Annotated in this window: 8 protein-coding genes; 5 read left to right on the top strand and 3 right to left on the bottom strand. The window is 43.7% G+C overall.

Going from position 1 to position 14690, the window contains the following annotated elements; all coding sequences use genetic code 11:
• Window positions 1–220 precede the first annotated feature (220 nt).
• The 4 genes from P2A85_RS28045 to P2A85_RS28030 all read left to right on the top strand — a co-directional run bounded on the left by P2A85_RS28045 (window position 221) and on the right by P2A85_RS28030 (window position 3517).
• On the top strand, window positions 221–835 hold the full coding sequence (locus tag P2A85_RS28045; RefSeq protein ID WP_377476742.1) for a hypothetical protein: 615 nt from the start codon (window positions 221–223) through the stop codon (window positions 833–835).
• A 17-nt stretch (window positions 836–852) separates the two neighbouring features.
• Window positions 853–1689, top strand: a complete 837-nt coding sequence (locus tag P2A85_RS28040) for a helix-turn-helix domain-containing protein (protein ID WP_377476741.1) — start codon at window positions 853–855, stop codon at window positions 1687–1689.
• Window positions 1690–1818: 129 nt separating this feature from the next.
• Window positions 1819–2469, top strand: a complete 651-nt coding sequence (locus P2A85_RS28035) for an NAD(P)-dependent oxidoreductase (RefSeq protein ID WP_377476740.1) — start codon at window positions 1819–1821, stop codon at window positions 2467–2469.
• 181 nt (window positions 2470–2650) lie between these two features.
• Window positions 2651–3517, top strand: coding sequence for a Uma2 family endonuclease (locus P2A85_RS28030; RefSeq protein WP_377476739.1), 867 nt, complete (start codon window positions 2651–2653; stop codon window positions 3515–3517).
• Here P2A85_RS28030 and P2A85_RS28025 read toward each other — a convergent pair.
• The 3 genes from P2A85_RS28025 to P2A85_RS28015 all read right to left on the bottom strand — a co-directional run bounded on the left by P2A85_RS28025 (window position 3494) and on the right by P2A85_RS28015 (window position 5964).
• The gene (locus P2A85_RS28025) at window positions 3494–4096 is read right to left on the bottom strand and encodes a Uma2 family endonuclease (protein ID WP_377476738.1); all 603 of its coding nucleotides are present in this window, start codon (window positions 4094–4096) and stop codon (window positions 3494–3496) included. The two genes, P2A85_RS28030 and P2A85_RS28025, sit on opposite strands and share 24 nt — an antisense overlap.
• 355 nt (window positions 4097–4451) lie before the next feature.
• Complete coding sequence (locus P2A85_RS28020) at window positions 4452–5468, bottom strand: saccharopine dehydrogenase-like oxidoreductase (protein ID WP_377476737.1); 1017 nt, start codon at window positions 5466–5468, stop codon at window positions 4452–4454.
• Between the two features lie 79 nt (window positions 5469–5547).
• Window positions 5548–5964 (bottom strand): hypothetical protein, encoded by a 417-nt coding sequence (locus P2A85_RS28015; protein WP_341731938.1) that lies wholly within the window; start codon window positions 5962–5964, stop codon window positions 5548–5550.
• Between the two features lie 701 nt (window positions 5965–6665).
• Here P2A85_RS28015 and P2A85_RS28010 point away from each other — a divergent pair.
• A complete protein-coding gene (locus P2A85_RS28010; protein ID WP_377476736.1) occupies window positions 6666–14315 on the top strand; it encodes a S8 family serine peptidase in 7650 nt (2549 codons plus the stop codon).
• Window positions 14316–14690: the final 375 nt, after the last annotated feature.

The raw sequence follows: 14690 nt of genomic DNA, 5'->3' as shown, positions 1-14690 counted from the left end.
ATAACCAATAACCAATAACCAATAACCAATAACTAATAACTAATAACTAATAACCCTTCGACCCAACGACTGCGTTTATCCTGCCCAACGACTGCGTTTATCCTGAGCCCTTCGACCCTTCGACCCTTCGCTCGGGGCGACACCAATAACCAGTAACTAATAACCAGTAACCCTTCGACTACGCTCAGGGTACAGCAAATAACCAATAACTTAATTGAAAATGTCTATTAAAAAATCACATTACGAAGCTTTATTAGCACAATATAGCGAATCCTCTAACGCCCTTGAACTGCTGAAAAAATATCGGCTTTACATGGAAATGATTCCGAGTATCCGCCGCATTGATGATAGTTTAATCGTAATTCCTTTGCCGATCGCACGGCTGCGAGAGGGAGTTTCCTATGCGCGAAGCAGCGGCGCTAGTATATCGCCGGGACAAGCAGTTTCTCTGCCCTGTGATTTGGTAATTTTGATGTGCGATCCTGAATGGAAAGTTAAAATTGGGGTGGAAATTTTGATTTTTATTCATCGCCCGGATGAGGAGTTTTCTGAGTTACTTGGCCGCTGGCGGCAGTGTCAGGTTTGGCTAGATAAAGATTATGAGTGGGTGATGCCACATCGTTACAAGCATATTTTCAGCGATCGAGCTGAGGCTATTCATCCTTTATTTGTGTTGTTTGATGAAACGCCGGAACTGATTCAGCGAGGTTTAATGGGGGCTGGTTTGCCGTTTGTGGTGGAAAGTTTCGACTCTGGGATTGAGGAAGCAGAGGAGGAAGAGTTTCTGGGTAGCGGGGAACTGGGAAGTCTGGGTGAAGAGAGTTATGAGTTGTAGGGTTGGTGCGATCGCCTATGCCGATATTTAAACATAGTTTGCGCGCGGAACGCACAGTTTATGCTCCACCGGAAGAACGAATTTCTGACTTTGGAATACCAGACCATTGTATCAGTCTCCACATGGCGAATCCGGGCAATTTAGAACGGCGTTTAGAGCGGCGGTTAGACGGCGGGAAGTGGATTGAGCGGCTAACATTGCCTGGTTTATTCACTTTTGTACCTGCTTTTCGAGAACCTGAATGGTTTTGGGAATCTGCTGTTGAAATATTAGATATCTATTTGCCTGCTGCGGTATTAGAACAGATGGCGATGCAAAGTTGCGTTAGCGCACCTCAAACAATCGAATTAATCGATCGCTTTGCCATTCGTGACCCGCTTTTAGAACAGCTTGCCCTGACTTTTAGCGCGGAAGTGGAGCAGGGCGATAATCGCGATCGGCTTTATTTTGAATCGGTACAAACTTTGATGGCAGTGCATTTGCTGCGACATCACTGTACTGTAAAAATTACAAATTATCCTAAATTAGGAAAACTATCTCACTCCAAATTGCAGCAGATTATTGATTATATTCAAGACGATCTCGCTCGTGATATCGGTTTGGCAGATCTGGCAGAAGTTGTGCAGATGAGTTCACACCATTTTGGTAAAATATTTAAACAAAGTACGGGAGTTTCTCCCCATCAATATGTATTGCAGTGCCGCATCGATCGAGCTAAAAAACTGCTTGATAATCCGCAATTAACCCTTGCTGATATCAGTCAATCTGTCGGTTTCTGCGACCAGAGTCACTTTACTAATGTTTTTCGCCGCTATACCAGTATGACTCCGCGACAGTATCGCGATCGGCTGTGAGGTAAAACAAACACCACGAGATTTTGCAATTTATCGGGAGAATTTACAAGACTTGGCAGGCGTAAGTGACTTATGCTGCATATTTAAGAGAAATTGAGTAGTTTAAACACGTAAAACAGGAGATTTTCAATGAAGTTGGCATTATTTGGTGCAAATGGCATGGCTGGGAGTCGCATTGTTTCTGAAGCATTGATGCGGGGACATGATGTAACGGCGATCGTCCGGGATGCGTCGCGTTTTTCTATCTCTGGCGATCGCCTAACCGTGGTTGTGGGTAACGTTCTCGATGCTGCTAATGTGGCTGAAATTGTCACAGGACATGATGCCGTCATCAGCGCCGCTGGGCCTGGTGCTGCTACTGCTAATAACCCGATTTTAGCTAGAGATATTGTAACAGCAGCTTATGCGCTGATTGACGGCCTATCTCGTGCGGGGATTAATCGCTTGGTTGTTGTTGGCGGTGCAGGTAGTCTCGAAGTAAGTCCGGGCGTTCAACTTGTTGATACTCCTGATTTTCCAGAACAGTATCGTGCGGCATCTCTTGCTCATCGGGAGGCACTTGCTGTTTACAAAACTGCTGATTTGGATTGGACTTTTATCAGTCCGGCGGCGGAATTTGAAGCGGGCGATCGGACGGGTAAATTTCGGTTGGGAAGCGATATGTTGGTTGTTGACGAACAGGGGAGGAGCCGGATTTCGGCTGAGGATTTTGCGATCGCCCTGATTGATGAAGTTGAGAGTCCTCAGTTTATTCGCCGTCGTATGACTGTTGCTTATTGAGGCACATTTTCGCATCGATATTTTAGAGCGAACCAGTCATAAGCCCCCTCAATCCACGCCACTTGCTAGACTCGATTTGAGATTTGAGATTGCGATCGCGACTTCGGGGGCTTGTGACTAAATTGCTTCGATCGTAAACTATGATAAAATAACTAACAATAAGTCCGATCGCCCTAAAATTATGTCGGAAACATTAATTGACATAGGTCTGCCCCCCGCATTTCCAGATCATACACAACTTCCTGAGTCTGACGGTACTTTCGTGAAAAATTTTCAGGAGCATCCTCAAAGCATAATTCTCACCGATTCCATCGGACCTGTTTTGCAACAGCGACATCCCGACGGACGCTACTGCATCGGACAAGATTCTGGCATTTATTGGCGAGAAACTAATCCACCGGAAAAAGGCGCAGAAGCTCCTGATTGGTTCTATGCGCCGAATGTTTCAGCACGGCCGGAACAGGGGAAATATCGTCGTTCTTACGTGCTGTGGCGAGAACATATGGCACCTTTAATTGCTTTGGAATTTGCCAGCGGAAATGGTAATGAAGAACGGGATGCCACTCCTCTGTTGATGACTGATGCAGGAGAAGTGCAAAAGCCGGGTAAGTTTTGGGTTTACGAGCAAATTATTCGGATTCCTTACTACGGCATTTATGAGATGAGCAACGATCGATTAGAAGTCTATCATTTGAGAGATTTTGCTTATCACAAACTCGAACCTAATCAACGGGGTCACTATCCGATTGAACCATTAGAAATTGAGTTGGGACTTTGGCAGGGAAGTTATCAAAATCAAACGCAACTTTGGTTGCGGTGGTGGGATATTCACGGGAATTTGTTGTTAATTGGTGACGAAAGAGCTGAACTTGAAAAACTCAGAACTGAACAGGAACATCAACGTGCTGAACAGGAACGTCAACGTGCTGAACAAGAGCGTCAACGTGCTGAACGGGCGGAACAAAAAGCGGCGCGACTTGCAGAAAGACTATTAGCAATGGGTATCGATCCTGATGCAGATGATTCACCAGATTTTGGCCATCCGTAAGACAAATCCTGATAACTCTGGATCGGCGCTCACTGTTTCGGGATTATCCAAGATTTCCGGTTCTCGATCGGGACGGTAGATGTAAACTTTTCGGTTTTTGCGATCGATCAATAAGCCGAGTAATACGCCATTGTCAATATATTCTTGCATCTTGTTTTGCAATCCTTTGAGAGGATCGCTAGAGGAGCGTAATTCAATCACAAAGTCTGGACAAATCGGTGCAAATGAGGCTTTTTGTTCTTCAGTTAAGGGATTCCAGCGCTCTAGTTTAATCCATGAGGCATCGGGAGAGCGGGTTGCTCCATTGGGCAGGGTAAAGCCTGCACTGGAGTCAAACGTTTCACCTGTGCCATCTTGTTCTGCCCAGTTCGCAAGTTGTAGGGAAATCTTACCGTTGCGATTACTTGTATCCGAAAAAGCTGGTGACATAACGATCGCTTCCCCACTGGCGGTACGTTCGATTCTCAAATCGCCATTGGCTAGACAGAATTGATAGAACTGTTCAACAGTCATTGGTTCGATCGCAGGGAGATCGATCGTCATTGGGACGCTTTGGGTTGGAATTAGCAGGGTTGTCATGGTTTTTTTTCAGTTGGTGTAGGAGTGAATTAGTGACAGAATACCTGAACTTTCTTGGATGGTAGGGGTGGTCAGAAACCGGGTTTTGGAATGATATAGAGGACACGGCAGTGCCGTTTCCCTACCCAAAATAATATTGTAGGGAAACGGCACTGCCCATAGGTGTCAACTTAAGCCTGAAAGCCCGCCAGGGAATGAATTCCCTGTCTAATAGCGAAAGTCCTCTTGCATAGGACTAATGAGTTCTTCAGTCCTCTTAAGAGGACTTTCGCTTTGAGACAGGGGTTTCAACCCCTGTCGGACTATCGGTTTTACCTTAAGTTGACACTAATGGGCACTGCCGTGTCCTAATTTCTTACCTGACAAATTGTGGCATGATTTCAGCGGCAGTAAATAAACCGGAAATGCCTTTTCTTTGCAGCATTACACCAGCTTTCAGATAACCGAATGCGGGGCCGCAAACGTTGGCAGCCATGCTGGTTTCGTCGCCTAAAGTAAAGGTGTGAGTTGAGATTTTGCCCTCGAAAGTGCGGCCGGTAATTTGGACGTTGGTGCTCAGAGGTTTTTGGGAATTGCGGGTATCGACGATGCCGCCGACTGTGACTCGATCGCGATCGCAAATTCCAGCCAATTCCAACATGATATCATCGGCGTGTTCCATATTTTCCAGCTTCAATAAACCGTCGGTGCTATCTAACAGCGCTTCCACTTCTGCATCAGACATGGCTTGAGCTTTCGGTACGTCATAACCGGGTAAATGTGCGATGTCTTCGCGAATGGTGGCTCGATAAGCTTCCCAATTGGCAATTCCGACTCCAAAGGTGATTTTGACGCTGTGCACTTCTGCGTAACTTTGAGCGGCTAATGCTGCTGCTGCTGTTAGCAACCCAGGTGTAGCACCGCAACCTGTCATGTAGGTAATTCCTGCTGCTTGGAGTTCGTCTTTCATGGCGAGAATTTGTTCGACGGCGCTGGTGCGTTTGATGGCATCTACTAATACTCCTTTCCAGCCGGATTCGATAAATTGTCTGGCTACCGATGCCATGAATGTGTTGGGAAGATTTGGTAATGCGAGGAAATAGCCGTCTACTCCTTGGGCTGTTTGGATCAGTTCTTGAATGCTGCGATCGCACAAAATTCCCGCTGATTCCAAATAACCTAAAGAACCTTGAGATTTGTAAATTGCCTCGCACTCTTTGGAATTCAAGCCTTCTGTGGCATAGGCGTAACCTTTTTGATCTGCGGCGGCTACCCAGAGCATTTCTCGTTTGGGAGCGAGTAAACGGGCGGCTGCTTGGCCGAGTCCGCCATAACCCAAGACGCCTACTCGAATTGGTTGGTTAATTAAATCTGTAGCTTTTTTTGTACTCATGGGAATTTGTGGATATTGGACAATCTTTGATTATCGGTCAATTGGGGACAATTGAGAAGGGAATAATCAAATAAGATGGCTATGGTGCGATCGCAAAAGCCTGTTTAACTTCCGATCGCAGTAAGTAGTAAATTGTAGCGATCGCAAAACCCAGAGTCAAAAAGTTGACCGCAGTACCACCACTACCAAACATTTTCGCCACCTGTGCAAGGGTAGCAATGACATGGACAATTAATGTTCCTGTCCAAGCCCAAGTTTTGAGTTGAAACAAACCCCAAGTTAAAACTAAAGAAATAACTCCTAAAATCAGACTAATCGCGGCAAATATGGCAATAACCCCCCCTATGACAGTGCCCACTTTCGCGCCACCAACAACAGCACCGAGGCCACCAAAAATTCCTGCAAAAAATAAGATAAATAAGCCATCAAGCAGACTAAAAACAGCGCTGATTAGCTGTAAAATTGCCAGAATAGTAACACTTTGAGGACGAGTCATTTTTTTATGTTCCCTTGTTAAGTAGATGCGATCGGGCAACCCTCAAGACGGTTGATATATTTGTCATACTGACCGACACCTAGTGTAGCCAAGTATCTGCGAGATTTTTCACTCTCCTGAACCTTGTCAAGGATCGGAATGACAGAATTATAGAACCTCCTTGGGGGTTGGTATAAATATTTTAACCTGTTAAGTGGTTATGCGGATATAGTGTGTCGGGGCATGGGGGATGGCCATCAAGGGTTTCTTAAGGGATGAAAATATTTATTTTATGGCTTTTTTCTGCTGTTTTCTTCTTTTTGCTCTCACTTTCTTGTAATCCCGTGAGTTTAGCTTTATTGGTCACAGCAGGCGGAAAGCAAAATATTTATAAAAAAATGCAATATAGCTCTAAAATTCACCTATAATGCTAACGGTCTAGATAAAAATTCAACCAAAAATCAAGTACATGATATTCATATATCTGTTCTGACTTTCAATTTCAGGGTTAGAAGCATCTGCAAACGAATTGAATTGCTGTTAAAGCAAGTCGAAGACTAAGCTGAGAATCAGGGAATCATAAGTATCACTTATTTTTTCCGTGAAACTGCTTGGCGAGTTTCGGCGACACATCGGCATTTTAAATCCTGCGTATTTTGCTCACAGCCAAAATTAAGGCTATTTTTTTTGTGTGTTGTCAATTTATCAGGGGAATATAAACAATGTCGATTTTAGATATTAGTAATTTTAAAAATACATACAGTCACCAAGACTCGGTTAACCTTGCAGCCCCCGATGATACTTATAAATTTAAGATTACGGAACCGAGCAATCTGAATATATCATTTTCTGGTTTAAGCGCTCCTATAAACTGGCTACTAAAAGATAGCACTGACAGGATTTTATCCATAACGCAACTAGACCCCCTCGCTCCTCAAGTCATCAATTTTGGCAATTTAGAAATAGGCAACTATTCTTTAGAAGTTCAACAAGCAGCTAGTGATACCAATTATAAGCTAACTATTGATTCTCTGACCGGTTCACCTTTTGAATCAGGTTTTTTTGATGTTCATCCACAAGGGGAAGTAGGTTTTGATTTGCTGCTGGATGGTGGCACATTCCAAGGTGAAATTGGGATGTTCAGCTTGGAGGGAATTGGAGAATTTAATCCCGATTCTGTGGAGTTTATTAAGGAAACCAGTCGGCGAATTATCAGCAATTCCTATTTTGGTCATGTGGTAATTTCTGACTTCAATCAAGGAGCTAAGTTTGATGCGGTTTTACCCTGGGAAGCTAACCAGAATTCTGGAGAATATAAAGGTGCTCAATACTTTACGATGAGACCTGGGGATAAATTTGGGCTGATGCTGGTTCCGAATGGGACGGTACAAGAAGTGTTTAATAATCCCAGTATCGGTAGTACGAAACGTCCTTTGTTTTCGCTGGCTAAAGCTAATCCATCTGAGGCTTTTCATATAGGTCAAATAGCAGATGTGAATGAGAATGGCAATGTGTTTGTCATGGAAGATTTACGGGTGGATTTAGGGAGCGATCGCGATTATAATGATACGATTTTTCAAATCACGAATGCGACAGGAAAGGCGATCGCACTCGCTCAGGTGATCGAGCCTACACTTGATTGGCGACCGAAATTGCCAGAGGTAGTGAAATACATTAACGACCAAGTTAATTTAGTACCTAAAAATACAGCACCTACTTCCTTACAATTCAATGTCAAAGATATTTACAATCCCAAAGATATAGTTAGTTTGACTGGTGCTAAAGTATATGATGCGGAAGGAGTTAGTGACCTCAAGCAAGTAAGTTTTTGGCTCAATAAAGATAAGAATAATTGGCAAAAGCTAGGCAATGATGCTGTAAATTTTACAGCCGATAGCGCTGGGTTGGCAAGTTTTGACTACTCGCTCAATAGCTTAGGAATTGGTGATTATCAATTGACTGCGATCGCCTACGATCGAACAGGTGATTCTAGCACTGTGGTGACTAAAGAATTTACAGTCAAAAATCCTGAAGTGGTGGTTCCGCCAACACCAACACCGACAATAACTCCAACGCCAACACCGACAATAACGCCAACACCAACGCCAACACCGACACCGACAATAACTCCAACACCGACACCGACAATAACTCCAACTCCAACACCAACACCGACTCCAACGCCTACTCCAACGCCTACTCCAACGCCTACTCCAACGCCTACTCCAACGCCTACTCCAACGCCGATACCAGTAAATACAGCACCAAAAGACTTGCAATTTGAGAGTTCAAGTACATACACGGTGGGAGACAACATTAGCTTTACGGGTGGTAAAGTTTACGATGCTGATGGTGTTGATAACCTGAAAAGTGTAGAATTTTCGGTGCAAAAGGAAGGCGGTGCATTGATTAAGGTTGGTAATGCTGTAACTTTCGTGGCTGATGGCCTTGGATGGGGAAATTTTAGCTATTCTTTGCCGGATTTGAGTGTAGGGAAGTATGAGGTAAAGGCGATCGCCTATGATAAAGAAGGGGCTACCAGCAATACGGTAGTCAAAAGTTTGACTGTCAAGGAAGCTATCCCGACTCCGACAATAACTCCAACTCCAACTCCAACGCCAACACCAACTCCAACTCCGACAATAACTCCAACTCCAACTCCGACAATAACTCCAACTCCAACTCCAACTCCGACAATAACTCCAACTCCAACTCCAACTCCGACAATAACTCCAACTCCAACTCCAACTCCGACAATAACTCCAACGCCAACTCCAACTCCGACAATAACTCCAACGCCAACTCCAACTCCGACAATAACTCCAACGCCAACTCCAACTCCGACAATAACTCCAACGCCAACTCCAACTCCGACAATAACTCCAACGCCAACTCCAACTCCGACAATAACTCCAACGCCAACTCCAACTCCGACAATAACTCCAACGCCAACTCCAACTCCGACAATAACTCCAACGCCAACTCCAACACCAACTCCGACAATAACTCCAACGCCAACTCCAACACCAACTCCGACAATAACTCCAACGCCAACTCCAACTCCGACAATAACTCCAACGCCAACTCCAACGAATACAGCGCCAAGAGATTTACAATTTAGAACTTTACCCCTTTATACCAAGGGTGAAAAAATTAGTTTTAATGGCGCTAAGGTTTTTGACGATCAAGGAGTCAGCGATATTGCTAAAGTCGATTTCTGGTTCCAAAAAGAAGGTGGTGAGAAAATTGAAATCGCTAATGATGTTACTGAATTCACCACTGATAGCGATGGGTTTGGTAGATTCAATTTTAGTGATAATTTGACCAGTTTAGCACCGGGTCGTTATCAATTGTCGGCGATCGCCTATGATAAAGTAGGTAATGCTAGTACAGTATCGAGTCAAAAGTTTGCGCTGATTAGCGATCCGGGTGAAGATGGGTTGTCTGATGAAGTCAGATTGGCGATCGCAGGTGCTGCAAATCTCGACAGCTACCCGCCCGAAGCTTTAGCAGAAACAAAGGAGTGGGTGGTTTGGCTGACACCTGGACAGTCTTCACAGCAATTAGCAGCTAGTATTGGTGCTACAAATCAGGGGGATACTGGCCACATTCCTAACACTTTTGTTTGGCAATTTCCAGAGGGAGTAGCTCCAAAAGATGTGGCGGATCGGTTAACAAAACTATCAGGAGTAGAATATGCTTACCCCCAAGTTCCTGTCAGATTAAATTTGTTGTACGAACCGAAGGACACCTTATACAAAGATCAATGGAATTTACAGAATGCGAATGTCCCCGCAACTTGGGATGTAATTAATCCTGCAAGTTCTCAAACAGTGCGAGGGAGGGGTGCGACTATTGCGATTGTTGATGATGGTTTGGAATACAATCACCGAGATTTAGCAAGTCGGTACAACTCTAATTTGAGTTGGGATTTTACTGATAAAGATAGCGATCCATTGCCAACATCGACAACTACATTTTTAGCGGATCTTTCCAATCCAAAAGTGAATAGTTGGAGTAGTATCAACTTTTCTATTCCTGTGAATTTGACGGGAATGGTAAAAGATGTTCAGGCTAGTTTCGAGTTCAGTCAATCTCTACCACCTAATTTGCCCAAACTTGAAGAGTTAAAAGTATTTCTATACAGTCCTAGCGAATCTGCATTCGATCTTTTTTATCGACGTACTTCTTTTGGTGCAGGAATATGGTGGCCTGGTAGGGATGATTTGAAATTCACGCAAAAGGTCAAGCTTAATTTGACTGGAAGTAGCCCTCAAAGTTTCAATCTAAATCAAGGTCAATTTTATGGGAGTTATGCGGGTGGAAATTGGCAATTAGAAATTAATAATCCCAATCCAGATGAGTATGATGCCGACGAAATGCGCCAGCTTAGCCAAGAGCTTTTGAAACGCTGGACATTACAAATTAACACTGCTAACCCTCACGGAACTGCGGTTGCAGGAATTGCAGCAGCTAGTGAAAACGGCAAAGGTATAGTTGGTGTAGCTCCTGAAGCGAAATTAGCAGGACTGCGACTATTTGGTAACACCGATCCACTCAATTATAAGGTTGACCCTGATGGAAAACAGGTTGCTGATGCTTTGTTCGATCCTCAGACACAACCCGGACAATCTAATCGCAATCAGTCGATCGATATTTTCAATAATAGTTGGGGTCCTCAATACATGAGCCGGCAACCTTTAGCTTTGCAAGCCTTGCAAACTGGAGTTACCAAAGGTCGAAATGGGCTGGGAAATACCTATGTATTTGCTGGTGGCAATGAAGGGAACTTCAACGGGAATGTCAATTATAATAGTTTTGCTAGTTCCCGTAATGCGATCGCTGTAGGTGCGATCGATAAAGCAGGAAATCACGTCACTTACAGTACACCCGGATCGGCAATTTTCATTTCAGCATCCTCCGATAATGGCGATCCCAATAACCCACAAGGGATTACCACAACAGACATTTTTGAAAATGGATCTCCCTATGCTAACGATTTTGGTGGAACTTCTGCGGCTGCGCCTTTAGTGTCTGGAGCGATTGCTTTGATGCTAGAGGCTAATCCTAAACTAACCATGCGCGATGAGCAGCACATTTTAGCCAAGACGGCTCAAAAAAATGACCTCAATGCCAAAGATGGTGAAGGGAAACCAAAATGGGAGCAGAATAAAGCAGGATTTTGGGTGAGTTACGAACAAGGCTTTGGAGGGATTGATGCGGCCGCTGCGGTGAAAGCTGCGGTTAATTGGACACCAGTCGGTAAGCAAGTTTTAGTGACTTCTGACTTGCAGAATGTGATTAAAGCGATTCCTGATGGTAACAAAACGGGAATAGAAGCGAAGACTACGATTTCCAAGAATATTATTGTCGAAACAGCAGAAGTAATTCTTGATGCTGAACATCCCGACTGGGGCGACTTCACTGTGAAACTGATTGCGCCAGACGGCACTGAATCAGTGTTAGCAAATACCATACCTGAAATCCCAAATTCCAACAACAGCGATAAGATTGTACCCGATTCAAAAGAGTGGAAGTTTATCTCAAACCGACACTGGGGCGAGTTATCAAAGGGTGAATGGAAGTTGCAAGTTAGCGATAACAATGCCAACCAATTGAAAGGAGAGTGGAACAAGTGGAAGCTGAATCTTTACGGATTAGAGCTAGATGAGTCTCCCAATGTTGTTACCAATACCAAAGACAGCGGGGCTGGGAGTCTACGGGCAGTTTTAAATTGGGCTAATAACAATCCTGGCAAGGATACGGTTCTCTTCAAGATTCCGAATACAGATCCGGGCTACAATACCAGCAACAATGCTTTTACCATTCGACCACTATCACCACTGCCACAGATTACCGATTCAGCGATTATTGATGGCACTACTCAGCCGGGATTTTCCAATCGTCCAGTGATTGAATTAGATGGCAGTAATGTATCAGTGGATGGTTTATATATCTCTGCGGGCAACAGTACAGTTAGAGGATTAACCATCAATCGTTTTGGTGTTGATGCTATCCGATTGACTGGTAATGGTGGCAACATCATTGAAGGAAACTTCATTGGTACTGATGTCACTGGCACTCAAGATTTTGGCAACGGCTTTAGTGGTATATCAATCTTGAGTCCTAATAATATTATTGGTGGTAAAACGGTTAAAGCACGAAACATCATATCTGGCAATGACAATGTTGGCATTTACATTACAGAAGCAACGGCCAATAACAACTTGATTCAAGGTAACTATATCGGTAGTGATGTCACCGGCACGAAAGATTTGGGCAATACAAATAATGGTATTGCTATTTTGGACGCAATTAATAACACGGTTGGGGGGACAACGATTGATGCGGGGAACTTGATATTCGGCAACGGTAAAAATGGTGTGTTTATTAACGGTTCTGGTTCCACTGGCAATGCTATTTTATCTAATTCCATCTCTGGCAACGACCTCTTGGGTATCGGTTTTGGAAATAATGGATTGACTGTGAATGATTTAGGAGATGCTGATACAGGTATTAACAATTTACAGAATTTTCCAGAGTTGAGTTCAGCTATCTCTAGCAGTGGGAATACAAGTATTAAAGGGAAAATAAATAGCACTCCAAATACTACATTCAGGGTAGAGTTTTTCTCTAACAAGGTTTTAGATGACTCTGGTTTTGGCAGTGGTGGTTTTGGTGATGGTAGTTTTGGTGGCGGTGGTTATGGTGAGGGAGAGAAGTTCCTGGGATTCCAGAATGTGACGACAGATGGCAGTGGTAATGCGACTGTTGAGATTAAGTTACCAGTAGCTGTGCCCATTGGTCAATTTATTACTGCTACGGCTACTGACCCGAAGAATAACACTTCGGAGTTTTCTCAGGGAATTGCGATCGTAGCTAATCAAGCACCAACAGAACTCTTTACCGACATTAATGCTAATTTGGCAGGAGCTTACTACAGTTCAGCAGCCTGGGGAGATTATGATAATGATGGTGATTTAGATATTCTTGTGACAGGCACAAAGGGTTCAAATTCTATAGCCAAAGTTTACCGAAACGATAGTGGCAGTTTCACGGATATTAATGCTGCTTTGAACGGAGTTAATAATAGTTCAGTAGATTGGGGAGATTATGACAGAGATGGCGATCTTGATATTCTGCTAACAGGTTTGGATAATACCTTAAACCCAGTCTCGAAAGTTTATCGAAACGATGGTGGTAATTTTACGGATGTCAGTGCTAACTTGCCAGGAGTTTGGTCTAGTTCAGCAAATTGGGGAGATTATGATAATGATGGCGATCTTGATATACTTCTGACAGGTTCTACTATTATTTCTGGTTACTCTGTTAAGATTGCGAAAGTCTACCGTAATGATAGTGGTAGTTTTACGGATATAGCTGCTAATTTACAGGGAGTTTGGCAGGGTTCAACAGATTGGGGAGACTACGACAAAGACGGAGACCTTGATATTCTCATAACTGGTAATTCTGATGGTTCGTCTTCATCCGATATCTCTAAGATTTATCGTAATGATAGTGGCAGTTTTACCGATATAAATGCGTCATTAACAGGTGTCTTCTCGGGTGACGCAGCTTGGGGAGACTATGACAATGACGGCGATCTAGATGTGCTTTTGACCGGTTTAATGCAGAACAGTTCATCTCCTGTTGCTAAGATTTATCGTAATGATGGTGGCAGTTTCACGGAGATTAATGCTGGCTTGCAGGGAGCTTATTATAGTTCTGTAGATTGGGGCGATTATGATAATGATGGGGACTTAGATATTCTTTTGACAGGTGCCGCGCCATCCCGTATCTCAAAACTCTACCGAAATGATGGTGGCAGCTTTAGTGATATTAGTACCAACTTACAAGGAGTTTTTGGTAGTTCAGTAAGTTGGGGAGACTATGACAATGATAGCGACCTAGATCTTCTTTTGGTTGGTAATCCATTGGGAGTTTCATCTGGTAGCACCAAGGTTTACAGAAACAACATTTTCACTTTAAATACAGCACCCACACCACCCATAGGGCTGATTTCTTCAGTTAATGGCAATTCTGTTACCCTAAACTGGAACGCTGGTACTGATGCTGAGACACCGCAAGCAAGTTTGACTTATAACTTGCGGGTAGGAACAACTCCTGGAGGTTCAGATATTATGTCTCCGATGGCTAATAGCAATGGCACGCGCAAAGTAGTCCAGATGGGCAATGTCAATCAAAATAAAAATTGGACGCTTAAGAATTTAAAACCGGGTACTTATTACTGGAGTGCCCAAGCAATTGATAATTCTTTTAAAGGTTCGACATTTGCTAATGAAGGCAGCTTTACAGTTTTAAGTGTAGGTGCAATTGGAAATATAAGTGTTACAGTTACACCTATTCCCTAGAAATTTATTAAGTTGACACCTATGCCATTGGTGTCAACTTAAGCCTGAAAGCCGGCCAAGTCCGTTGGTTATCCCGCGAGTCCGACAGGGAATCAATTCCCTGTCTAATAGCGAAAGTCCTCTCAAAGAGGACTAATGAGTTTTTCAGTCCTCTTTAAGAGGACTTGCGCTTTGAGACAGGGGTTTAAACCCCTGTCGGGCTATTGGTTCTACCTGGTTGTTGACAGCTATGGGTTCCTGGAGTGTCCCTATAATTAATCCGGCGATGATGATATCTTCAGCTCATTGTATTGTAAGATTATTGGGACTTGCCTATAAATACTAAAGAAACCGGGTTTTTCACCAGTCTTAAAGGTTGGGGTGCAGTATTTTCGT

The organism is Microcoleus anatoxicus (assembly GCF_042465725.1).
GTDB lineage: Bacteria > Cyanobacteriota > Cyanobacteriia > Cyanobacteriales > Microcoleaceae > Microcoleus > Microcoleus anatoxicus.
The sequence above is the reverse complement of the archived record's forward strand: the minus strand, read 5'-3'. Positions and strand labels throughout refer to the sequence as shown.

Coding starts and splice junctions, on each gene's coding strand:
- P2A85_RS28030 (WP_377476739.1), top strand. CDS start 2,651: ATGTCGGAAACATTAATTGACATAGGTCTGCCCCCCGCATTTCCAGAT.
- P2A85_RS28040 (WP_377476741.1), top strand. CDS start 853: ATGCCGATATTTAAACATAGTTTGCGCGCGGAACGCACAGTTTATGCT.
- P2A85_RS28015 (WP_341731938.1), bottom strand. CDS start 5,964: ATGACTCGTCCTCAAAGTGTTACTATTCTGGCAATTTTACAGCTAATC.
- P2A85_RS28020 (WP_377476737.1), bottom strand. CDS start 5,468: ATGAGTACAAAAAAAGCTACAGATTTAATTAACCAACCAATTCGAGTA.
- P2A85_RS28025 (WP_377476738.1), bottom strand. CDS start 4,096: ATGACAACCCTGCTAATTCCAACCCAAAGCGTCCCAATGACGATCGAT.
- P2A85_RS28035 (WP_377476740.1), top strand. CDS start 1,819: ATGAAGTTGGCATTATTTGGTGCAAATGGCATGGCTGGGAGTCGCATT.
- P2A85_RS28045 (WP_377476742.1), top strand. CDS start 221: ATGTCTATTAAAAAATCACATTACGAAGCTTTATTAGCACAATATAGC.
- P2A85_RS28010 (WP_377476736.1), top strand. CDS start 6,666: ATGTCGATTTTAGATATTAGTAATTTTAAAAATACATACAGTCACCAA.